General features: G+C 40.1%; 23 protein-coding genes. 13 read left to right on the forward strand and 10 right to left on the reverse strand.

Annotated elements, in window-relative coordinates:
- Positions 1 to 25: 25 nt before the first annotated feature.
- Positions 26 to 802 carry a lipid asymmetry maintenance ABC transporter permease subunit MlaE gene (gene mlaE / locus ABXG98_RS10420; RefSeq protein WP_353538621.1) on the reverse strand — a complete coding sequence of 259 codons (777 nt, stop codon included), beginning with the start codon at positions 800 to 802 and terminating at the stop codon, positions 26 to 28.
- Positions 802 to 1,644 carry a phospholipid ABC transporter ATP-binding protein MlaF gene (gene mlaF, locus ABXG98_RS10425; protein ID WP_353538622.1) on the reverse strand — a complete coding sequence of 281 codons (843 nt, stop codon included), beginning with the start codon at positions 1,642 to 1,644 and terminating at the stop codon, positions 802 to 804. Before mlaF ends, mlaE begins: the two co-directional genes overlap by 1 nt.
- A 238-nt stretch (positions 1,645 to 1,882) precedes the next feature.
- On the opposite strand from mlaF, the gene ABXG98_RS10430 reads away from it, so the two are divergent.
- From ABXG98_RS10430 to mgtE, 12 genes are all read left to right on the forward strand, one after another.
- Complete coding sequence (locus ABXG98_RS10430) at positions 1,883 to 2,869, forward strand: calcium/sodium antiporter (RefSeq protein ID WP_353538623.1); 987 nt, start codon at positions 1,883 to 1,885, stop codon at positions 2,867 to 2,869.
- Positions 2,870 to 2,905: 36 nt separating this feature from the next.
- On the forward strand, positions 2,906 to 3,877 hold the full coding sequence (locus ABXG98_RS10435) for a KpsF/GutQ family sugar-phosphate isomerase (protein ID WP_502901557.1): 972 nt from the start codon (positions 2,906 to 2,908) through the stop codon (positions 3,875 to 3,877).
- Positions 3,877 to 4,440, forward strand: a complete 564-nt coding sequence (kdsC, locus tag ABXG98_RS10440; protein WP_353538625.1) for a 3-deoxy-manno-octulosonate-8-phosphatase KdsC — start codon at positions 3,877 to 3,879, stop codon at positions 4,438 to 4,440. Before ABXG98_RS10435 ends, kdsC begins: the two co-directional genes overlap by 1 nt.
- Entirely contained in the window at positions 4,437 to 5,075 is a 639-nt protein-coding gene (gene lptC / locus ABXG98_RS10445; protein WP_353538626.1) for an LPS export ABC transporter periplasmic protein LptC, read from the forward strand. The genes kdsC and lptC overlap by 4 nt, the downstream gene beginning before the upstream one ends.
- 4 nt (positions 5,076 to 5,079) lie before the next feature.
- Entirely contained in the window at positions 5,080 to 5,622 is a 543-nt protein-coding gene (gene lptA / locus ABXG98_RS10450) for a lipopolysaccharide transport periplasmic protein LptA (RefSeq protein WP_353538627.1), read from the forward strand.
- Positions 5,619 to 6,380, forward strand: coding sequence for an LPS export ABC transporter ATP-binding protein (lptB, locus tag ABXG98_RS10455; protein WP_353538628.1), 762 nt, complete (start codon positions 5,619 to 5,621; stop codon positions 6,378 to 6,380). The genes lptA and lptB overlap by 4 nt, the downstream gene beginning before the upstream one ends.
- 92 nt (positions 6,381 to 6,472) lie before the next feature.
- The gene (locus tag ABXG98_RS10460) at positions 6,473 to 7,990 is read left to right on the forward strand and encodes an RNA polymerase factor sigma-54 (RefSeq protein ID WP_353538629.1); all 1,518 of its coding nucleotides are present in this window, start codon (positions 6,473 to 6,475) and stop codon (positions 7,988 to 7,990) included.
- A gap of 45 nt (positions 7,991 to 8,035) precedes the next feature.
- A complete protein-coding gene (gene hpf, locus ABXG98_RS10465; protein ID WP_353538630.1) occupies positions 8,036 to 8,323 on the forward strand; it encodes a ribosome hibernation promoting factor in 288 nt (95 codons plus the stop codon).
- A gap of 18 nt (positions 8,324 to 8,341) precedes the next feature.
- The gene (gene ptsN, locus ABXG98_RS10470) at positions 8,342 to 8,794 is read left to right on the forward strand and encodes a PTS IIA-like nitrogen regulatory protein PtsN (protein WP_353538631.1); all 453 of its coding nucleotides are present in this window, start codon (positions 8,342 to 8,344) and stop codon (positions 8,792 to 8,794) included.
- A 79-nt stretch (positions 8,795 to 8,873) separates the two neighbouring features.
- The gene (rapZ, locus tag ABXG98_RS10475) at positions 8,874 to 9,728 is read left to right on the forward strand and encodes an RNase adapter RapZ (RefSeq protein WP_353538632.1); all 855 of its coding nucleotides are present in this window, start codon (positions 8,874 to 8,876) and stop codon (positions 9,726 to 9,728) included.
- A 35-nt stretch (positions 9,729 to 9,763) separates the two neighbouring features.
- The gene (locus tag ABXG98_RS10480; protein ID WP_353538633.1) at positions 9,764 to 10,063 is read left to right on the forward strand and encodes an HPr family phosphocarrier protein; all 300 of its coding nucleotides are present in this window, start codon (positions 9,764 to 9,766) and stop codon (positions 10,061 to 10,063) included.
- Positions 10,064 to 10,183: 120 nt separating this feature from the next.
- On the forward strand, positions 10,184 to 11,542 hold the full coding sequence (gene mgtE, locus ABXG98_RS10485; RefSeq protein ID WP_353538634.1) for a magnesium transporter: 1,359 nt from the start codon (positions 10,184 to 10,186) through the stop codon (positions 11,540 to 11,542).
- A gap of 63 nt (positions 11,543 to 11,605) precedes the next feature.
- Here mgtE and pmbA read toward each other — a convergent pair whose 3' ends face one another.
- Positions 11,606 to 12,985: a metalloprotease PmbA gene (gene pmbA, locus ABXG98_RS10490; protein WP_353538635.1), complete on the reverse strand. Its 1,380-nt coding sequence runs from the start codon at positions 12,983 to 12,985 to the stop codon at positions 11,606 to 11,608.
- A 118-nt stretch (positions 12,986 to 13,103) separates the two neighbouring features.
- Here pmbA and yjgA point away from each other — a divergent pair, with 118 nt between their 5' ends.
- Positions 13,104 to 13,625: a ribosome biogenesis factor YjgA gene (gene yjgA, locus ABXG98_RS10495; RefSeq protein WP_353538636.1), complete on the forward strand. Its 522-nt coding sequence runs from the start codon at positions 13,104 to 13,106 to the stop codon at positions 13,623 to 13,625.
- A 51-nt stretch (positions 13,626 to 13,676) separates the two neighbouring features.
- Here the strand turns inward: yjgA and tldD are convergent, their stop codons facing one another.
- The 7 genes from tldD to mreC are packed head-to-tail and all read right to left on the reverse strand — an operon-like array spanning position 13,677 to position 23,500.
- Positions 13,677 to 15,131: a metalloprotease TldD gene (tldD, locus tag ABXG98_RS10500; protein WP_353538637.1), complete on the reverse strand. Its 1,455-nt coding sequence runs from the start codon at positions 15,129 to 15,131 to the stop codon at positions 13,677 to 13,679.
- An 18-nt stretch (positions 15,132 to 15,149) separates the two neighbouring features.
- The gene (locus ABXG98_RS10505) at positions 15,150 to 15,977 is read right to left on the reverse strand and encodes a carbon-nitrogen hydrolase family protein (RefSeq protein WP_353538638.1); all 828 of its coding nucleotides are present in this window, start codon (positions 15,975 to 15,977) and stop codon (positions 15,150 to 15,152) included.
- Entirely contained in the window at positions 15,974 to 19,966 is a 3,993-nt protein-coding gene (locus tag ABXG98_RS10510; protein WP_353538639.1) for a YhdP family protein, read from the reverse strand. Before ABXG98_RS10510 ends, ABXG98_RS10505 begins: the two co-directional genes overlap by 4 nt.
- Positions 19,967 to 20,001: 35 nt before the next feature.
- Positions 20,002 to 21,459, reverse strand: coding sequence for a ribonuclease G (rng, locus tag ABXG98_RS10515; protein WP_353538640.1), 1,458 nt, complete (start codon positions 21,457 to 21,459; stop codon positions 20,002 to 20,004).
- A gap of 1 nt (position 21,460) precedes the next feature.
- Entirely contained in the window at positions 21,461 to 22,078 is a 618-nt protein-coding gene (locus ABXG98_RS10520; protein WP_353538641.1) for a Maf family protein, read from the reverse strand.
- 28 nt (positions 22,079 to 22,106) lie between these two features.
- A complete protein-coding gene (gene mreD, locus ABXG98_RS10525) occupies positions 22,107 to 22,586 on the reverse strand; it encodes a rod shape-determining protein MreD (RefSeq protein WP_353538642.1) in 480 nt (159 codons plus the stop codon).
- Positions 22,586 to 23,500: a rod shape-determining protein MreC gene (gene mreC, locus ABXG98_RS10530; protein ID WP_353538643.1), complete on the reverse strand. Its 915-nt coding sequence runs from the start codon at positions 23,498 to 23,500 to the stop codon at positions 22,586 to 22,588. Before mreC ends, mreD begins: the two co-directional genes overlap by 1 nt.
- Positions 23,501 to 23,533 lie beyond the last annotated feature (33 nt).

Below are 23,533 nucleotides of genomic sequence, written 5' to 3' on the forward strand. Positions count from 1 at the left end.
AATGCTCACCTACATTACATTGCGATTATCTTGCAAACATCAATGCAGTCAAAATAAAATCTAATGCCAGTACCAACAATGATGATTGAACCACGGTCGATGTGGTCGCTCTTGAAATCCCCTCAGAAGTGGGTTCACAATCATAGCCCTTGTAAACCGCAATCCAAGTCACCACAAAAGCAAAAACGATACTTTTGATAATACCATTGACAATATCTTTACTAAAATCGACTTGATCTTGCATCACGGACCAGAATGTTCCGCCATCTACACCTAGCCAATCAACACCTACCAGATGCGCACCTAATATTCCGACCATAGAAAAAATAGCCGCTAATAACGGTAGGCTAATAAAGCCAGCCCAAAAACGCGGCGCGATAACTCGTCGTAATGGATCAACGGCCATCATTTCTAAACTGGATAACTGCTCTGTTGCTTTCATTAAACCAATTTCTGCGGTTAATGCCGAGCCTGCTCGGCCAGCAAATAATAAGGCTGCAACAACAGGCCCTAACTCACGCAACAATGACAAAGCGACCATAGGGCCTAAACTAGCTTCAGCGCCATAGGCAACTAAAATAGTATAGCCTTGTAGTGCTAGCACCATCCCAATAAAGCCACCTGAAACCACAATAATTATCAGCGACATTACACCGACATTATATAATTGTTGCAATAATAATGGCGTACCTTTACCTATGCTAGGAATGTGCAGTAAAGCAGAAAGCAATACAATAACCGCTCGACCTAAGCCTGCAATCATTGCGATGGTTTTCCTGCCCAATAATTGAATCTGCTCCATTAACTTCTACCTTTGCCAGTTAACGCAACTGAACGTTTAATTAATTCACCTTGATAATCAGGTGCCTTAAAATGAAAAGGTACGGGACCATCGGCTTCACCTTGTACAAATTGTTTCACTAACGGCGAGTCATCAACACGAATTTGCTCAGGCGTGCCCTGACCAATAATTTTCTGCTCAGCAATAATATAAATATAATCAGCAATACTGATGACTTCCGGCACATCATGAGAAACCACTACAGATGTCAGTCCTAACGCATCATTTAATGCACTAATTAAACGCACAATTACCCCCATAGAAATAGGGTCTTGACCTGCAAAAGGTTCATCGTAAAGAATTAACTCAGGGTCAAGTGCGATGGCTCGAGCCAAAGCAACACGTCTCGCCATGCCGCCAGATAATTCACTTGGATGTAAATCACGCGCTCCACGCAAGCCTACCGCTTCTAGCTTCATCAATACTATTTTTTCAACAATGGCTTCAGGTAACTTGGTGTGCTCTCGAATAGGAAAAGCGATATTTTCATATACACTCATATCAGTAAAAAGGGCACCACTTTGAAAAAGCATACTCATGCTTTTACGTGTTTCATATAAGTCATTACGTGATAATTGTGGTATATCATTGCCTTTAAATAATATTTGCCCAGCTTGCGGACGAATTTGACCACCAATCAAACGTAATAAAGTTGTTTTACCAATGCCACTGGGTCCCATAATCGCCGTAACTTTTCCTTTAGGAATAGACAAGCTGATGTCATCATAAATAACCCGCTCTCCTCGTTTAAAGGTCAGGTTTTTTATTTCAACTAAGGGGGATGTGGTTTGATTTGGTGTCATTTAGCGCTATTACATGTCAAAAGTTACCAGCAATTTTACCTGAGCGCCTATGATTGTTCACTAAAAATTAAACATTTAACCGATAAAAATTGTCAGAAAATGTAAAAGCGTGCCATTTCATTTCAATTGCTGAGGTAAAACAGGACAAACTCAAACTTTTTTGCCTTCGATTGCATAATTTACTTTTTATTTAGCTCACAACGGGCGACAATTTAGCATCAAAAATATGGAGTCATGAATGTTAGAACACGTTGGTATATTACTAGTTGCCCTTAGCGTACTCGTTTGGAGTGCCGATAAATTTGTTTTGGGTGCCTCATCATTAGCAAAAAACTTAGGCGTTTCCCCCATGATCATTGGCCTAACAATTGTTGCTATGGGCTCATCTGCACCAGAAATGATGGTAGCTGCAGCGGCATCCATCCAAGGCTCTCCTGATACCGCTATCGGTAATGCGATTGGCTCTAACATTATCAATATTGCCCTTGTACTCGGTTTTACTGTGTTAATAAAGCCGTTAGTGGTTTCATCAACGACCATCAAACAAGAACTCCCCCTTTTGCTAGTAATCACTGTGTTGGCGTATTGGATTTTTTCTGATGATTATTTTAGCTTTGCTGAAGGCATTGGCTTAATGATTGGCTTTATCTGTTTTATTTCAGTACTTCTCTTTAGAGCTATAAGGCAACGTAAAAACAGCCCCATTGATGATCCTATGTTGTTAGAAGCCGAACTAGAAATTCCGGAGTCTACCAATACTCTTAACGCTTTTTTTTGGCTAGTTTGTGGTATTACTCTTTTAATAGTCAGCGCACACTTTTTGGTAGACTCAGCCGTATTTATTGCCAAAGCTTACGGTATCAGCGATCTGGTGATTGGGTTAACTATTATTGCTATTGGCACCAGCTTGCCAGAGCTCGCCGCTAGCATTGCCAGTATATTGAAAAAAGAAGACGATCTAGCCATGGGCAATATTGTCGGCTCAAATATATTCAATTTATTAGCGGTATTACCTTTTGCTGGCATTATTGCTCCTGGGACCGTTAATGCTGAAGCTTCACTTCGAGATACGCCAATTATGTTGGGTATCACTGTCTTGCTTTTTCTCTTATGTTTTAGCCGAAAGTCTGGCAGCTTTAGACTAACGAGGTTAAAAGGCGCATTATTACTAATATGCTTTATCGCCTACCAAGTATTACTTTTTAGTCAAACCAGCATTCATTAAACGTATAGTTAGCATCACACCCTAACGAGAATAATTATAGCCATGAAGAATTTTAAAGAACTTGCTAAAAATGTTATCAATATTGAGCAACAAGCAATAACTGAGTTACTTCAGTATATTGATGACAGTTTTGAATGCGCTTGCCAATTAATGTTTAATTGTCAAGGTCGCGTTATTGTTATAGGTATGGGAAAGTCAGGTCATATTGGTGGTAAAATTGCAGCAACATTAGCGAGCACAGGCACCCCTGCTTTTTTTGTTCACCCCGGCGAAGCCAGTCATGGTGATTTAGGCATGATCACTAAAGATGATGTGGTATTAACCATTTCAAACTCTGGAGAAACTGGTGAAGTATTAGCTATTATTCCGGTGATAAAACGTATTGGCGCTAAACTTATCTCTATGACAGGTAACACCACCTCAACATTAGCAAAACTGGCTGACACCCATATTTGTATCAAAGTATCGATTGAAGCATGCCCACTTGGCTTAGCGCCTACTTCAAGTACAACAGCCACCTTAGTAATGGGCGATGCACTTGCGGTTGCCTTACTGAATGCCCGTGGCTTTACCGCCGATGATTTTGCCTTATCGCATCCAGGTGGCAGTTTAGGAAAACGCTTGCTATTGCGTTTAAGTGATATCATGCACCAAGGCGAACGCTTACCCGTGGTTAATAACAGTGCATTGATCAAAGACGCCTTAGTAGAAATGTCTCTTAAAGGCTTAGGTATGACGACAGTTGTTGATAACAATCAACAACTGGTTGGTTTGTTTACTGATGGTGATTTGCGTAGAATTCTTGATTTAAAAATTGATATACACCAAGATAATATCGCGACAGTAATGACAAAATCACCAACCGTAGCACATGCTAATATGCTAGCAGCCCAAGCACTTAACATTATGGAAGAGAAAAAAATAAACGGCTTAGTGATTGTCAATGAGCAACAAGTCCCCATAGGGGCAATGAATATGCACGATTTACTCAGATCAGGAGTACTGTGATGAATACTATACACAAGCCTAACACCCTATACGGTAATGTTAGTCCCAACGTGCTAGCGCTCGCTAAAAAAATTAAATTATTGGTGTGTGATGTCGACGGGGTTTTTTCTGATGGTAGAATTTACTTAGGGAATGCCGGAGAAGAGCTGAAAGCTTTTCATACTAAAGATGGCTTTGGCATAAAAGCACTGGGTAGCAGTGGTGTTGAGGTTGCAATAATTACTGGTAGGCAATCAGCAATTGTCGCTAATCGTATGTCTGCTTTAAATGTAAAGCACATAATACAAGGACAAGAAGATAAATTACCCGCGCTCCTTACTTTGGCCAGTGAGCTTAATATAACGCCCGATGAAATTGCCTATATTGGTGATGATATTCCAGATTTAGCTTGTATTTTACAGGTTGGTTTAGGAATTTCAGTGCATGATGCCCATCCTAGCGTGATAGCACAGGCCGATTACACCACCTTTATTCGTGGCGGATTTGGTGCAGTTAGAGAAGTCTGCGATTTAATTATGCAATGTCAGGGTACGCTAGATAATGCAACAGGCGCAAGTGTATGACACGTACCAACTTCCTAGCGTTATTAGTGTTACTATTAGGCGGCCTAACTTATGGCATTATTGAGTGGCGCGACTCTCAAATCATGCCTGAAGAAAGCGTTGACCGTGAACTCAGCCCAGATTTTATTGCTGAAGCCCTTAAAAGTGATATCTATACAAAATCGGGTCAATTATCACATGCTATCATTGCCGATAGAATGGAACATTATGCTAAATTGGAAGTCACCCACTTTGAATTACCAAATTACACCTTATATCCCAAATCAAATGCCAGTAACCGTTCCAGCGCAGACAAATTGGCTAATAATAGCGCTGAGATCAATAATCAAACAGAAAAAGTCAGTTATCCGTGGAAACTTAGTGCAAAAGAGGCGACACTTTACAAAAACAATAGGGTTATCTTAAATCATCGCGTACACTTAAGCGCAACCGATGCAAATAGTTTGATACAAGAAATACATTGCAAATATTTAGAGCTTGATTTAAATACTAATATTATCAGCTCAGACCAAACAGTGATGGTACAAGGGAGGGACTTCACTATGTATGGCTCTGGTTTGATAATTGACTTAAACACCAAACAGATGACACTAACCGAACATGTACGTACTATTTACAAAAAAAACAATAGCTAGCCCTATGATATTAATTAAAAATGTAATCAGGGGCGCACTACTAAGCTCTCTCCTTTTCACCCTAGCTGCCCCTGCCAATGCGGCAAAGAAAGATCTCACTCAAGAAATCACTATCAAATCTAAACGCCAATCTGCGGATCTTAAAAACAAGATAGCCAGCTATTTAGACGAGGTGAGTATCAATCAAGGATCAATTTCTATTGAGGCTGATCTAGTTCAGGTATACAGTCAAACCAACAAGACTACTAAAGAAAAGTCAGATACTTACCTTGCTAAAGGCAAACCTGCACTCTTCAAACAACAACTAGAAGATGGAAGTTTAATTAGCTTACAAGCCAATGAAATAAAATATCAGCCAGAACTGCATATCATTACGGTCTCTGGTAATGCCCTCGTTAAGCAAGCGGGTAGTCAAGTTACTGGTGAAACCATAACGTACAATACATCTAGTGAAAAGCTAGAAGCCATTAGTAGTGATAACGAATCGGTAACTACCATTTTGCAACCCGCCCAAATAAAAGCGCAACAAAGCAAGAAAAAGCAATGACGATAACAAATAATACTGAGCGTAATGATAAGCAGTCGACCTTAATTGCCCAAGGATTATCAAAATCATATAAAAGTAAAACCGTGGTGAAAGATGTCAGTCTAGCGGTTAATGCCGGACAAATTGTCGGGCTGTTAGGCCCCAATGGAGCAGGTAAAACCACCTCTTTTTATATGATAGTTGGTTTAGTGCCCAACGATGACGGTCAAATCATTCTCAATGATGAGAATGTTACCCTTGCTCCAATGCATGAACGCGCTCGTCGTGGCATTGGTTACTTACCTCAAGAAGCTTCAATCTTTAGAAAGCTGACCGTTACTGACAATATTATGGCCATTTTACAAACGCAAAAAGGCCTTAGCGAACAAGACAGACAAGAACATTTGGAACATTTATTAGAAGAGTTTAATATCAGCCATATTAAAGATAATTTAGGCATGAGTTTGTCGGGTGGTGAAAGAAGGCGAGTAGAGATAGCTCGCGCACTTGCCGCAGAGCCTGAATTCATTCTACTTGATGAACCTTTTGCTGGGGTTGACCCCATTTCGGTTGGCGATATAAAAAAAATTATCATTCACCTTAAAGAGCGTGGTATCGGTATTTTAATAACCGACCATAATGTTCGTGAAACGCTCGATGTTTGTGAACATGCTTATATCGTTAGCCATGGTGAAATTATTGCACAAGGCAATGCAGATCAAATTCTTGCAAATCAGCAGGTGAGAGATGTATACCTTGGTGAACAATTCACGTTATAGTTAACACATACACTACAAACTTAGGCTATGCTTACTATTAAGCGAGCATAGTTAATAAAAGAAACAATATGAATAGGATGTATATAAGGTAGATGCGCCCAACTCTGCAGCTCCGTATAGGACAACAACTCACCATGACGCCACAACTGCAACAAGCTATTAAGCTGTTGCAGTTATCAACGTTAGAGCTTCAACAAGAAATTCAAGAAGTGCTTGAAAATAACCCTTTGCTTGAGGTTAATGATCAGCAAGCATCAGATAATGATGCCGATAATAATACTGATAATCTAGAAGAAGCTTATTCTGCAACGGTTTCAACCGCCGACAAAAATACCAATGACGGCAGTGAAGAGGCTAGTGCCACCATTGATGAAATCAGCACCACCGAAGCAATGGAAAAAAATGATATTCCTGAAGAGCTAAACATTGATACTACCTGGGAAGAAAGTTACAGTGCTGGTGTGTCAAATACCGGCGCCGTCAGTAGCCCCGGAGAAGATTACACATACCAAGGCGAAACCACTGATTCAATTCAAGATCACCTGTTATGGCAAATGGAGCTTACACCTTTTTCAGAAACAGACCGTGCTGTCGCTATCGCCATTATTGAAGCCGTAGATGACGCGGGCTATTTAACCGTTTCCAGCGAAGATATTTTAGATAGCGTTGGTATAGAAGACCTTGAACTTGATGAAGTTGAAGCGGTTTTAAAGCGTATTAATGTATTCGATCCCATTGGCGTAGCCGCTCGATCTATTGCCGATTGTTTACTCATTCAATTGAATCAATTTGAACCAAACACGCCTTATTTAGCCGAAAGTAAGCTAATCATCAGTGAGCATATTGATTTATTAGGCAACCGTGACTACCGTCAATTAATGCGCAAAACTAAATTAAAAGAAGAGCAATTACGAGAAGTCATGCGCTTAATTCAGAGTTTGAACCCGCGCCCTGGTGATACTGTCATTAAAAGTGACGATCAATATGTGATACCTGATGTCACGGTTGAGAAAAAAAATGGCCGATGGGTTGTCGAATTAAATGCTGATACTGCACCTAAATTATCGGTAAACCAGCAATATGCAGCGATGACCAAAACAACTAAGTCTTCCAGTGACGATGGCCAATTTATTCGCGCCAATTTACAAGAAGCCAAGTGGTTTATTAAAAGTTTAGAATCGCGCAACGACACCTTATTAAAAGTGTCTAATTGTATTGTACAACGACAGCAAGGGTTTTTAGAGCATGGTGCAGAAGCTATGCGACCTATGGTGCTAAATGATATAGCCGAAGCTGTAGAAATGCACGAGTCAACTATTTCTAGGGTGACTACCCAAAAATACATGCATACGCCCAGAGGAATTTTTGAATTAAAATACTTCTTTTCTAGTCATGTTGGCACTGAAAATGGTGGCGAGTGTTCATCGACGGCTATTCGCTCTTTAATTAAGAAACTCATTTTAGCGGAAATACCTGCTAAACCGCTAAGTGATAGTAAAATGGCCGAATTATTGGCCGAGCAGGGAATTAACGTTGCTAGGCGAACCATAGCCAAATATAGAGAATCTTTGTCTATACCACCGTCAAATCAACGTAAGAGTTTATTATAAACTGTGTTTATATTTTCTAAATTTACGTAAATAAGGATCAATATTATGCAAATTAACCTTACCGGACACCATGTAGAAATCACTTCATCGTTACGCGAATACGTGAATACCAAGTTGACCAAATTAGAGCGACATTTCGACCATATTAACAATGTGCATGTTGTCTTAACCGTTGAAAAATTAGATCAAAAAGCCGAAGCAACTATTCACCTAAAAGGCACTGAAATTCATGCTTCAGCCATCAACACAGACATGTATAATTCTATCGACACCCTCGTTGACAAATTAGATCGCCAAGTACTCAAATACAAAGGCAAAATAACCCAACATTAGTTTTCTTCTTATTTAATTATGACATTACAAGATATCTTAACGCTGGACTGTACTCAATGTGCAGTTCCAGCAAGCAGTAAAAAGCGACTGCTCGAACAAATTTGCCAACTTGCAGCCAATGAATTAGGCGATAGTAGCCCCGGTGATTTGCTTGACAGTTTACTTAATCGAGAAAAAATGGGGAGTACCGGTATTGGCAATGGCATTGCCATTCCTCATGGCCGCTTAAACAATACCAGCAAGGCAATTGCAGTTTTCATAACGACTGAGCACGCTATTGATTTTGATGCCATAGATAACAAGCCGGTTGATATCTTCGTTTGTCTGTTTGTTCCTCAAGATAACACCCAAGAACATTTAGAAACCTTACAAAGTATTGCTAAACTATTTAGTGAACGTAAAACGGCAAAGAAAGTACGCAAATGTACTAACAAACAAGAGATGTTTAACCTTATCCAACAAACAATATAAGTTAGCAATACATGACTTTACCTAGAGCACAAACACCAATATTTTCAGTGAATAAACTCAACTCTGGGATCTCACCACTATGAAACTAATTATTGTTAGTGGCCGCTCAGGTTCAGGAAAATCTGTCGCTTTAAGGGTGTTAGAGGATTTAGGTTATTATTGTGTAGATAATATTCCAGTAAATTTACTACCTGCATTAACCCACACAGTTATTCATGATTACGAAAATGTTGCGGTAAGTTTAGATGTGCGTAACCTGCCTAAAGATCCGCGCGATATTTTAGATATCATCGCCTATTTACCTAATGCGGTTGAAGTGACCACATTGTTTTTAGATGCCAATGATGATGATTTAATTCGCCGTTTTAGCGAAACTCGACGTTTACACCCATTAATTAAAAAGAATATTCCTTTAGATCAAGCTATTGCTTTAGAAAAAAAACTGCTTACCCCTATTTCTACCAAGGCCGACTTATATATTAATACCAGTCAATTAAGTCCTCATCAGTTAGCTGATTTAGTAAGAGAGCGGATTTTAGGAAAAAAAACAGGCTCAATGGTACTGGTTTTTGAATCTTTTGGCTTTAAACATGGTATTCCAACCGATGCTGATTATGTTTTCGATGCTAGATTTCTACCTAATCCGCACTGGGATAAACAATTGAAACCTCACACAGGGTTAGAGCAACCAGTACAAGATTTTCTTGCTAGTCAACCGATAGTCACTAAGTTCATCTGGCAAATTAACAGCTTTATGATGACTTGGTTACCTCATTTAGAGCGTAACAACCGAAGTTATGTCACTATTGCTATAGGCTGCACTGGTGGTAAACATCGCTCGGTATATATTGCAGAGCTATTAGCCAGCAACTTTCGCAAAGAACAAAAAGATGTACAAATACACCACAGAGATATTGACAAAAGCAACGGGTAACCTCAAACAGTAGCTACTTAACGCCTGAGTAAATAATGACTTTAATACAAAACGCCAATTCAACAACTGTTAGCAGCGAATTAACTATAGTGAACAAATTAGGTCTGCATGCTCGTGCAGCAACTAAACTGGCACAACTATGCCAACAATTTTCCGCTAAAATCACCTTAACTCTAGAAGATAAACAAGCAGATGCTGCCAGTATTATGGCAATCATGCTATTAGCCGGAGGACAAGGAAAAGTGGTTAAAGTAACCGCAACAGGCCCAGATGCCAACGCAGCTTTACAAGCAATAAGTCAGCTGATTTCTGATAAATTTGATGAAGATGAATAATTCTTCTCTGCGCCGCAAAAAAACTGATTTAAATTCAAAGTTACGATAAACTTACTATAGTCTATAATGACTTAGTACTATTTCAGAAAATTCTTACGCCAACTTTCAAGTGATATTCTTATGCCTGAAATGATAGAACAAGACAATATTCAGCAAAGACTGCATCAAGTTAACGAAGCCCTTGAAAGCGGCATGTTCGTCTATGTGCGTAAATTACTCCAAGACATGTCGGCTTATGACTTAGCACTTTTTCTAGAATCCTCGCCCGCCAAAAGCCGTCCGGTATTATGGCAACTGATCGATGCTGAATACCATGGTGATGTACTTGAAGAGCTAAATGAAGAAGTTCGAAAAGGCATTTTGCAAGGCATAGAGCCTGAAAAACTGGCCGCTGTTGCCGAAGGCATGGATGTTGATGATCTTGCTGAAGTATTGCGTACACTGCCCGATAGTGCTTATAGAAAAGTACTTAAGTCAATGGACTCGCAAGATCGAAGCCGCGTAGAAGCCGCTTTATCTTACGGTGAAGATACCGCTGGCGGTATCATGAATACGGATACCATCACTCTGCGCCCAGAGGTCAGTGTTGATGTTGTTTTACGTTATTTACGCCTTAAAGGTCAACTCCCCGAAGCCACTGACTCCTTCTATGTAGTAGACCGTAATAATCGCTTTATAGGGGCGGTATCACTAGCTGCCATTATTACCGCTAATCCTCAAGTAATTATCTCTAATTTGATCAATGCTGAAATTGAAGCGGTTCAAGCAGATCTGGACGAACATGAAGTTGCACAACTGTTTGAAAAACACGATTGGTTCTCGGCTCCCGTTATCGATAGCGGCGGACATTTGTTAGGGCGTATTACCATTGATGATGTCATTGATATTATTCGTGAAGATGCCGAGCACTCTATGATGAGTATGGCGGGTTTAGGCGATGAAGCCGATACTTTTGCCCCAGTTATTCAAAGTACCAAACAACGCTCTTTATGGCTAGGCGTTAACTTAATTACCGCATTACTTGCTGTTGCCGTCACCAGTATGTTTGAAGGGATCTTTCAACAATTGGCCATTCTCGCCGTGCTCAACTCGTTAGTACCTAGTATGGGCGGGGTTGCGGGTAATCAAACGTTAACATTGGTGATTCGTGGTATGGCACTGGGGCATGTTGGTGACAGAAATGCCAGTGCATTATTAAATAAAGAAGTCGCTATTGGCTTTCTCAACGGCCTAATTTGGGCATTGCTGATCGCTACAGTCGTCAGTGTTTGGAAACAAGATTTAATGCTAGGTGCAGTAATTGCATTTGCTATGTTAATGAATATGACCGCTGCAGGTTTAGCTGGCGTGGCCATTCCATTATTATTAAAGCGTCTTGACATTGATCCGGCGTTGGCCGGTAGTGTTATCATCACTACCGTTACCGATGTGGTCGGAATTTTTGCCTTTTTAGGTACAGCGACACTGTTTTTGACATAAATGTAGGGGGTAATTTATTACCCCTTATCTGACTCAATTGCGCCCTACACTATAGGAAGAGATCTATTGCCCTGCAACTTGCATCTCGTCAATTAATATCGAGCCAGTACGAATACTGCCATGGGTATCAACGTCAGTACCAACAGCAATAATACCCTTAAACATTTTAGCTAAATTACCGGCAATGGTAATTTCGCTGACGGGGTACATAATCTCGCCATTCTCAACCCAAAAACCCGCAGCGCCACGAGAGTAATCACCATTAACGATATTAACGCCTTGACCCATTAACTCTGTAACTAATAAACCTGTACCTAGTGTTTTTAACATCGCATCAAAATCAGCGTCCTTATTACCTTTACTGGTGATGTTTTTATCATTAACCTGCCAGTTATGAATGCCTCCAGCATGTCCTGTTGTAGTAAGCCCTAACTTACGTGCTGAGTAACTGGTTAATAGGTAAGTTTGCAAAGCTCCTTGGGTAATAATGTCACGATCCTGAGTCAGCACACCTTCACTGTCAAAAGCACTGCTAGCTAGCGCTTTAAGAATGTGTGGGCGCTCTTGGATAGATAAAAACTCAGGAAAAATGTCTTTACCAATAGCATCAAGTAAAAATGAGGATTTACGATATAAATTTCCGCCACTAATAGCAGCAACAAAATGCCCCCAAATTGTATTGGCAATATCGGCACGAAATAGTACCGGCACTTTCATTGTTGATAATTTTTGTGGATTTAGACGTGATATGACTTCTGTTGCCGCTTTTTTACCTATGCTTGTACCGCTTTCAAGTAACGAGAAATCACGATTAACATCATAGGCATAATCACGCTGCATATCATCATCACTTCCTGCAATAACCACACAACTTAAGCTGTGTCGAGAGCTTGGATAGCCAACCAATTGACCATGGCTATTGCCATAAACTTTAAAACCAGAGTAACAATCTAAGTTCGCACCATCAGAATTAGTTATGCGCTGATCGCTTTCTAACGCACTCACTTCACAGGCTTTAGCTATTTCTATTGCCTGTTCGGTACTAAGTGCTACGGGATGATATAGGTCTAAATCTTGCGCCTGCATCGCTAACAGCCCTTTATCGGCCAAGCCAGAGCAATCATCCACTGAGGTGTATTTTGCAATATTAACCGCTGCTTCAACTGCTTGTGCTAACGCTTTTTCAGATAAATCGGCGGTTGATGCACTTCCCTTACGACCTTGTTGATACACAGTGATCCCCAAAGCGCCGTCATTGGTAAATTCTACATTTTCAACTTCGCCAAGGCGTGTACCCACGCTAAGCCCTTGTTGACGGCTCATCGCAACTTCTGCACCATCTGCACCTAATGATTTGGCTAATTCAAGTACTTTGGCCACTCGATCTTTTACTTGCTCAAGTTGCGTTAATAATGGATCCGTGGCTTGCTTTTGTGCTGTCATAGTATTTTATCTACTTATTTTTACTTTAGTTTGAAAATATCAACTTTAGCTGTTTTTGCATATTTAAATTCAAGCTATAATAAAGGTAATATTTATATCATTTACATTAGCAACTATTATGCCCCAGTCAGCCAACGATATCGACGACTTAACACCAGAAATAGAAGAATTAAAAAGTAAAACGGAAATAAAGCGAGAAATGCATCAATTGCAAGACTTCGCGCAATCCTTGGTGGAAATGTCAAAGCATCAGCGCTCCCTGCTGCCATTAAGTGACGATTTAAAAGATGCCATGGTTGTTGCCGATAAAATAAAGAACAAACATGAAGCCTTGCGTCGCCATATTCGCCATATTGCGAAAATATTACTGGAAACTGATTTAGCACCCATTCATCAAGCCATTGATGTAATGCAAAATAAACATCAGCAAGCAACGGCAAAATTTGAACGCTTAGAAAGTATACGCGATGAGTTGATTGAACAAGGCAATGACGCTGTTGAAGCCCTACTCAGTGAATTTCAATCGCTAGATCGACAAAAATTAAAACAACTGGTTCGCCATGCAGCCAAAGAGAAAAAAGCAGAAAAATTAGGTAAGCATTATCGTAATTTATTTACCTACCTGAAAGAAAATAGCTAACAAGATAATGCGGAATTTATTCCGCCTATTCTGATTAAAATACAACCGAGATTATTGCGTACCACCAATCGTCATACCATCAATTTTCAAGGTTGGCTGGCCAACACCCACAGGTACGCTTTGTCCATCTTTGCCACACACACCAACACCAGCATCAAGCTTAAGATCATTGCCTACCATAGACACATTCTTCATTGCTTCAGGGCCACTGCCAATTAACGTTGCCCCTTTAATTGGGGTAGTAATTTCACCATTTTCAATTAAATACGCTTCAGAACTGGTAAAGACAAATTTACCAGAGGTAATATCAACCTGCCCACCAGCAAAATTGGGAGCATAGATGCCTTTTTTAACCGATCTAATAATATCTTCTGGTTTAGACTCGCCGGCCAACATATAGGTATTGGTCATACGTGGCATAGGTAGATGTGCATACGATTCACGCCGGCCATTTCCTGTAGGTTTTACTCCCATCAATGACGCATTGTGTTTGTCTTGCATATAACCTTTCAAAATACCCTTTTCAATCAGTACATTGTATTGTCCCGCAACCCCTTCATCATCCATACTAAGTGAGCCACGACGATCTGCAATGGTTCCGTCATCAACTATAGTACATAGTTCAGAGCAAACTTTTGTGCCAATTTTTCCTGAGAAGGTTGAAGACCCCTTGCGATTGAAATCACCTTCTAAACCATGACCTACAGCTTCATGTAGTAATACTCCTGGCCAACCAGCACCTAGTACCACTGGAAAGGTTCCAGCAGGGGCATCAACTGCCACTAAATTAACTAATGCTTGTCTAACCGCTTCTTCTGCGTAGGCTAAATAACGTGGTTTGTTCTGACCGGCACCATTGTTTTCTAACTCGAAAAAATAACTATAATCAGTTCGGGCTCCACCACCTGCACTAGCACGTTCACGCTTACCGTTTTCTTCGACTAAAACCGAGCAATTCAAACGAACCAATGGCCGAATATCAGTGCCATAGGTGCCATCGCTTGCCGCGACTAATACTTTTTCATAGACACCCGATAAGCTAACGATAACTTGGCTTACTCGGCTATCTATTTGCCGTGCATGTGCTTCTACTTGATGTAACAGCTCAATTTTTTTCTCTTGAGTTAAACTGCCAAGTGGTTCAACCGCTTGATAAATTTTGATGGGTGATTGGCGCTTAAATGCTTGCACTTGCCCACCCTGCCCTGAATGAGCAATACCTTTAGCTGCATCGGCGGCTTGTTGTAATGCCAGTGGCGAAATATCATCTGAATAAGCAAAACCTGTTTTTTCGCCCGAAATAGCACGTACGCCTACACCTCGTTCAATATTATAAGAGCCTTCTTTGACTATGCCATCTTCAAGCATCCATGACTCATGTTGGCTTGATTGAAAATACAGATCAGCAAAATCAACTTGATGTCCCATGATACTTGATAACGTGTTAGACAAAATAGCATCATCAATGTGGCTATCGATTAATAAGGCTTGTTCAACAATATTCATTTATCACTCAACTTAAGGTTAGGTATCAGCGGTATGCTTTAAAGGCATACTTGTTCGAATTCGGTTAATTTCTTCTGGGATAAAGTCAGCGCTAATGCTGCCTTCACCTTGTTCAAGGCAAGCTAAGATTTCTCCCCAAGGGCTAATAATCATAGAATGCCCCCATGTTTCGCGGCCATTTTCATGGACACCTTCTTGCCCAGCAGCAATGATATACACTTGATTTTCTATCGCTCTAGCTTGCAGTAGTGTTTGCCAATGCGCTTTTCCAGTGACTCGGGTAAAAGCACTAGGTACGGTAATAATATCAGCTCCCATACGTGTCAATGTTTGGTATAAATGCGCAAAGCGTACATCAAAACACACGGTTAAGCCAACATTGGCGAATGACGTATTTATCACTCGAGGGCTTTGTCCTGCTTGGGTAAAGCGTGATTCACAATAATTTTTTGAATTATCATCTACATTAACATCAAATAGGTGGATTTTATCATACCGACCTATTAATTCACCCTTTGGGCTAAAGGCGCAACTGCTATTAGTAAACTTCTCCTCGCTTTCTGCCAATATAGGAATGGTGCCCGCAATCAAGGTTACTTGGTATTGTTTAGCGAGTTGACTTAATGAACGCTGTAATTGATTATTCGCTTGCGACTGAGTTGCCAGTTGCAATTGCGCCTTATCATTAGCACCAAAAAACAAACAACACTCAGGCAAAACCACCAGGTGCTCAATAGTGTCAGCACTAACTTCACTGGTTAATCTTGCTAACTGTGCTGCGATAACAGATAGGTTATGTTCAACATTTGCTTTGGAATTTAGTTGAATAGCGCTAAGTTTTATCATTCGTTGAACTCTTTAAATGATTTGTTTTTTGGTGTATCTGGTTGCAATAACGTTGAGTTATCACTAGTGTCGACAAACTCAGGTGGCTTAGAACGTCCAACACTGACATCACGGCTTTTACGGTTGACCTCTTTAAAGTTTGGCTCGCTAACACTGCCCGTTAACTCAAAATTAAGCTCTGAAACCACTTTAGAGGTGATCACTTGATCGATTGCCACCCCCGCTAAAAACACCACAGGATTTAAAGTTGCGATCCAAGCTAATACTGGTAGGCTTGACGTTAAATTAGGTTTATAAGACATCTTATAATCAAGCATATTGGTTACAAAACTGGTGTTACCTTGGATGAATAAATCACCAGCGGAGCCTTTCATTCGGGTATTATCAGTATATAACACCCCTTCCTTTATATGATAATCACCCTTGATATCTTTATAAAACATGCCGTCACTAAAAATATCTCGAAAATCTAGCGCTAGCTTTCTAACTATTGATTGTAGACTTAACACCGAAAATATCCGCGCTTTATCACTAACTTCGGCTAAATACCCATCATCTATTTTTGCATTGATCTCACCATTTAAAGCGCTAAAATCAAACTCGTGCGGCCCACCTTGCCAATTCAGATCAAAAGCAAGTTTGCCACCACTATCGCGAATGATCGAGCCGTAGCCTAGCTGCTCTAATTCGTATTCAATATTGTTTAAAGCTAACCTGCCATTAACACTTGTGGTTGATGCCGCCCCAGTCTTTTTCCATACACCAGATAAATTCAATTCGGCTTGCTCACGTTTGGCTGTAAATTGTTCTATTTTGATGGTGTTTTCATCACTGTGCAGTAAGGAAAAAGCGACTTTTCCTAAATTGATATTATCAATTTGGCAGCGTTCACAAAGAAAATTCATTTTCGGCATATTAGCAAACACTTGATCGTCGTTTAGCAATAAAGCGCTTTGTTCATTTATTGATTGTGCCGATTGATTTTTAACCTCGTCAAGCTCTGCTCTAGTTAACTGGATAAAATCTGCATTAATGTCTAGCCCTTGCTCAAGCCAATCTGGGTAAAACTTAATTTGACTACGGGTTTCTTTGGCATTTAACTCTAATAACCACCAATTTTTTTTGTCTAACAAATTAAATGATACATTATGTAAATTTTGCCCGAATAATTCTAATTGACCAATCGTGCCACGAATACGTTCAGGTTTCGAAAATATAGGTTGTTGCACACTATTGCTATTGGACGCAGATTGTTCATCAACAGCAACACTACTAATGATATCAGAGATTAAAGGTTGCCATACACTGACATCCGCCTGTTCAAGATTGGTCGTTATATGAAAACCATCCATAGGTAACAGCATTTTTTCATTACCAAGGACAACATGAACACGGGAGAAATGACTAGTATCGTGCGCTAAAACACCGAAAAAGCTTAACTGCTCGCCATAAGTGGCATTAAAGGTTGATTGTTCAAGTTGGCCATTGACTTCAATAGTCAGTGGCACCTTGGATTGTGGCAGCTTATTATAGGGTGTTGGCAATTTTAGTTCGACTTGGGCTAAATCAGAGTCCACTGTAAATTGATAGGAAAATCCACCACTATGATGTTGAAACATTGCCAACTTGCCTTGCAACTGAAGTGGGCCGTCAACATACTGCTTTAACTCAGAAGAGATATGTGGCAACCACATATCCTTTTGCCAATCAGCGGCTAACTCGATATTCGTGCCATAGTAATCAGTAAAATCTTGACCTGTGACGTCCAAAGTTAACGGCAAACCTTGCCAAGATAATGATAAGTTTTTTGTTGAAATTTTATCATTTTCAAAACGTAATTGTCCGGTAACTTGCGCAAAATTCATTCGAGGCGTTTGCAACGACATATGGTTATCGTTAAAGTGAATTAAACCACGAGCCAGCGTTTTTTCTTTCGCTTTTAACGGTAAGGTTAAATGAAACTCACCACGAACATCACCGTTAATTTGTAATTGCTCTAATACTTGGCCGACACTTTTTTTCAGTGGACTTTGTGCCATTAACCGAGCAACATTTTTTGCTGACGACGGCTCTATCAAGGTATCAACCGTAAGTACTGCCTCAGTAGCTAAATCATCAATTGCCGCTTGCACACCACTGACATTAAGCTGACTCAACTGGCCGGCCCGTCCGGTAATTAACATGCTGTTGTTAGTAAAATTCAAATTAGCGGAAAAATCTTCAATGACAGGCCATTCATTGCTAAATTTAAACCTTGAATTAACAAGTTCGGCATCAACCACAAACACACCAGAGTTATCCTTAAACGGAAAGTTAGCTAATGGGCCATTAAGTAACACTTGCGCTTGGCTTATGGTGCCGCCTAATAAAGCGCCATTTAAATACTCCACTAGATCACCACTCATGGTAGTAAGTGGATAGTAGTGCCCTGCTTTACTGGCATCACCCTTTGTAATATTAGCCAACAGCGCTATTGTTGCTTGTTGATCTTTAGCTGACTCAATTGCAAAATCAGCATCAAGTGTTAACTCTTCAGAGGTCAAGTTCAAATCGTTTACTTGCAGCTGCCATCCGTGTTCAGCAACAGATAAACCGATTGATGCCGCGAGTGATTGATAAGCGATAGGTGCACTAAAGTGCTTATTAAAATCTAATGCTCCTTGCGTTGCAGTTAAGTTTACCTGCAAGTTATTGTCAGCAAAACTTATGGTGCCTGACAAGTTATCAATGCCGGGAATGCCTTGACTATAATGGCTTGACGTTTCAGTAAAACTCGCTAAAGCTTGAATGTCTGTTGCCGTTTTTTTAACGTAAATTCCATCCGCTTGGCCGCTAATATCTAGTTCAGAAAGCAGTTTGTGTGTGCTATTCGCCCCCTTAAATAAAGGAGAGACTTGGCTGATTAAGGCAAGGTCAAATCTTGATAAATAGAGTGACAGCGCTGCAGAGGTTTTATTCATCTGAACAATGTATTCTTGCTCTTTTTGTTGGTCAAATTGTAATTTAAGTGGTGTGGTATATAACTTGAAACTTGACGGTTCTTTCCCTTTAACCATTAATACCTGAGCTGCACTTGAGTTTAGGCTATGTGGCTCACCGCTCAATTTGCTTTTCATATTACTTTTACCTTGCCAACTAATAAAATTATCATGCAAAGCAAGTTGTAAACGTTCGATACCGCCATTATTTATGGTCAACCAGGTTGAAAAGCCGATATCCGTTTTGGTTTTATTGTTATCAATGGCTAATACGCTATCTAACCAAGGGGTAATATCGAGGTGGTTAGCTTCGATATACATCATGCCGATGAGTTCATCAATTGACTCACCAGCCATATCTATTTTTAAACTGAGGTTATTCGAGCTTATTTCATCAACGGTGATATCACCTTGTGCTTGATGGCGCTTATTGGTATTAAGCCAGTTTAAGCTGTTAATCCGGAATTTTCGCTCGAGTGCTTTGTTTTCTATTGAAACTTGGCTATTGATCAAAGAAAAGCGATTTATACGATTTAAGAAGATATCAGTAATTCGTTGAAAACCATCAAGCTGCGAATCAGAGGATTGAGCACTTGGATCGCCCTTGTTATTATCATTTACCCCATGCCAAACACCTTGTTCTAAAGTAACTACCGCCCCTTCAAGTAGCAAATTACTCGAAATTAATTGCTGGGTTGATAAGGTTGCCCAAAAATCAACTTGGACCTCCAAATGGTCGATATAAACATAAGCATCTTGGGTGTCAATTAACGTCACTCGCTTGGCTATTAATGTGGGGCCAGAGCGCTGCCAGCTCATACCTAAGCCACCAATAACGATATTGGTTTGATTGCTATTATTGATATATTGTTGAAAGTCTTGCCGGTAATTTTCAACATAAGGTAACAGCAAACGAAACGCACTGATCAACACCGCCAACAATACCAGCATAATCGCGAGTATTTTATAAAGGCGGTTCAGCCAACGGTTAGAGACACTTGCAATGGTCATTAATCTGTTCTTTCCTGCAAAGGTATAGCGTTAATCTACATCATTACGACATCAAATTGTTCTTGTGAATACATCGGCTCGGTTTGCACCTTGATTGATTTACCAATAAAGACTTCAACTTCAGCTAAACTATCAAATTCATCATTGACTAAAAAATCACTCACCGCAGAAGACGCATAAACAATAAACTTATCGGCATCGTGAGCTCGATTTACCCGAACAATTTCACGCAATATTTCAAAACACACTGTATCTACAGTCTTTAGGTTACCACGACCAGTGCAAATTGGACATTCATCACATAACACATGCTCTAGGCTCTCACGAGTACGTTTACGTGTCATTTCAACTAAACCTAATGAAGAAAAGCCATGAACACTAAATTTAACATTGTCTTTTGACATTGCCATTTCTAAGCTACTGAGTACGCGACGCTTATGATCTTCATTGTGCATATCAATAAAATCTACAATGATAATGCCGCCTAAATTTCTTAACCTTAGCTGCCTAGCAATGGCTTGAGTGGCTTCAATATTTGTACTAAAAATAGTATCTTCAAGGTTACGGTGACCAACAAACGCCCCAGTATTGATGTCAATAGTGGTCATAGCTTCGGTTTGATCTATCACCAAGTGACCGCCTGATTTTAATTCAATTTTACGTTGCAAGGCTCGTTGTATCTCAACTTCAACGGAAAATAAATCAAAAATAGGTCGCTCACCTGGGTAATATTCCATGACGTGCGTTAATTCTGGAACAAATTCTTCGGTAAATTCGACTAACTGTTCGAAAGTCAGTTTTGAATCAATGCGAATACGCTCAAACTCAACACCAACAAAATCTCTTAACACCCGTAACGATAACGACAAATCTTGATAGAGAGGCATATTAACTTGCTTGCGCTGTTTACGTTCTTGCACCTTTTTCCATACGCGCCGTAAAAACTCTGCATCATGCTTTAGCTCTTTTTCACCAGCACCTTCACCTGCCGTTCGTACAATAAAACCTTGTTCATCATCACAATACGGACTAACAATATCTTTTAACCGTTTGCGTTCTTTCACGTCTTCAATTCGCTGTGAAATACCAGCATGACTAGCATTAGGCATTAATACCAAATATCGAGAAGCAATAGTAATATCTGTTGTTAAACGCGCCCCCTTTGTACCAAGTGGGTCTTTCACCACTTGCACCATTAACAATTGCCCTTCATGCACTAATGCACGAATATCCGGTACTTGATCCACTTCTTCTTTTAAAATTAGTTTTGAGTTAATGTCTGAGGCATGCAGAAAAGCAGCTTTATCTAAGCCAATATCAACAAAAGCCGCTTGCATCCCCGGCAATACCCGAATGACTTTCCCCAAATAAATATTGGAAACAATACCGCGCTTTGATTCACGCTCAATATGCACTTCTTGCAAAGAGCCATGTTCAATTAACGCTACGCGCGTTTCACTTGGTGTAACATTGATTAATAACTCACTACTCATATTATATTAATCCTTGGTTGATACTAGTTGGTAAACCGAATTGCTCCAGCAATTGCGCGGTCTCATATAAGGGTAAGCCAACAACTGCCGAGTAACTCCCTTTAATTGTAGTCACAAATTGACCACCTATCCCCTGAATGGCGTAAGAGCCTGCTTTATCACACGGTTCTCCTGTTTGCCAATAACGTTTTATTTCATCATGCGTTAGGGCTTTAAAGTTAACTTGTGTGACCACTAACTTACTCACTAGTTCGGTTTTATTAAGATGATCTTGGCATACAGCAGCAATTGCTGTCATAACTTGATGCTGCTTATTTTCAAGGCGCATCAGCATTTGAATACAGTCAGCTTCATTTTGAGGCTTTCCCAAAACCTCACCGGCGATCACTACACTTGTATCTGAGCCAAGGACAACTGCTTGTGCTTGTTGCGACGGCGTCAATGTTGAATAAATGGTTTGGGCTTTTTGCTGCGCCAGCCTTAACACGTAGTGTTTTGCACTTTCATTGTCAGCTAAAGTTTCATCTATATCGGGGCTTTGAGCGGTAAATTGATAACCTAATTGTGTTAGCAAATCTTTTCGACGAGGCGATTGTGAAGCGAGAATAAGTTGTTTCATAGTTATCCATGTAAATTTTATACATTTACTACTTAATTGAAAAATGTCGACGTACTTTGCGTAATAAATAAAATACCCAAGGCCACAAGATAATAGTGCTAATTACTGGGTATAAGTAGCTCGAAAGAAACGTTGCATCAATTAAAAATCGCTGTAACCAAAACACCACTAAATGATATAAAGCAGCTAACACTCCAGTAATAAGCGCTTGTTGCCAAATAGAAAAATTACGAATTTTTTGAAAATTCTCTGCCACAATATAAATGGCTATCGCCATTGCCGCAGCATGAACCCCTAACACTGAGCCAAGTAGTACGTCTAATAAAAAACCCATCACCCAAGCCGTGATAATGTTGACCCTGCCCGGTAAAGCCATACACCAATACATTAACACAATTAACACCCAATCGGGTCTAAATACATCAACACTCAACGGTAGCGGCATAATGCTCGCCATTACTGCAATCAGTAATGTAAATAAAATAATAATACCATTATGAGACAGCATTAATGACGCTCCGCTGCTTTGTTAGTGCTGTTCGGGACTTCTCTCATTGGATCATCCGCTACTTTTTGGCTTTTAGGAGCAAAGATACTCATTGGCTCTTCATTTGATAACAGTAACAAATACCGTAACCTATCAATTAATGCTATGGGGGTGCTGTATACCCGAGCGAATTCTCTTGATTCATCATTGCTAACGTAAGACACAGTTGAAACAGGGTACCCTTCTGGATATTTGCCTCCCAAACCAGAAGTAACGAGGACATCACCCACTTTTATGTCTGCACTTTGCGAGACAAAGTTATGATTTAAGCGATCGATGTGTCCACTGCCAGCAGCAAGTAATCTAAGCCCGTTACGTTTAACCCTCACAGGCACTGCATGGGAAATATCAGTTATTAAAATAACCCTTGATGAGGTTTGTCCTACATGTAATATCTGTCCGACCACGCCCAAAGCATCAATCACGGGTTGTCCTTCGTACACGCCATCACCAGCCCCTCGGTTAATCACAATTTGGTGACTATAGGGATCACTATCAACAGATAAAGTCTCTGCCACCATTTTTTTTAATTCACTGCGAAGGGGTGAGGCAAGTAAAGAGCGTAATCGGTCATTCTCTTGTTTAATTATCTCTAGTTGCATGGTTTGTTCATGAAACTGAAGCTCATTTAAACGATACTGCTGATTTTCTGCCAATAGCCGTCGATGCGTGGTGATATTTTCCGATGCCCAAGTCATCGCCTGCTTAGGTGTATTTGCCAGATATTGCAAAGGACTAACCAAGGATTGAAGATAGCCTCGAAATGTCTCAAAGCTTGCCATCTTATGGTCGAAAAAAATTAATAAGGCCGAGCAAAACAGCACCAAAACAAGTCGGTGCAGTGGCGATGTACCTTGTTTAAAAATTGGGTTCATAGAAAACCAGTTACGAGCTTTTAATTACGAATT

This window comes from Colwellia sp. KU-HH00111 (genome assembly GCF_040362745.1).
Lineage (GTDB): Bacteria > Pseudomonadota > Gammaproteobacteria > Enterobacterales > Alteromonadaceae > Colwellia.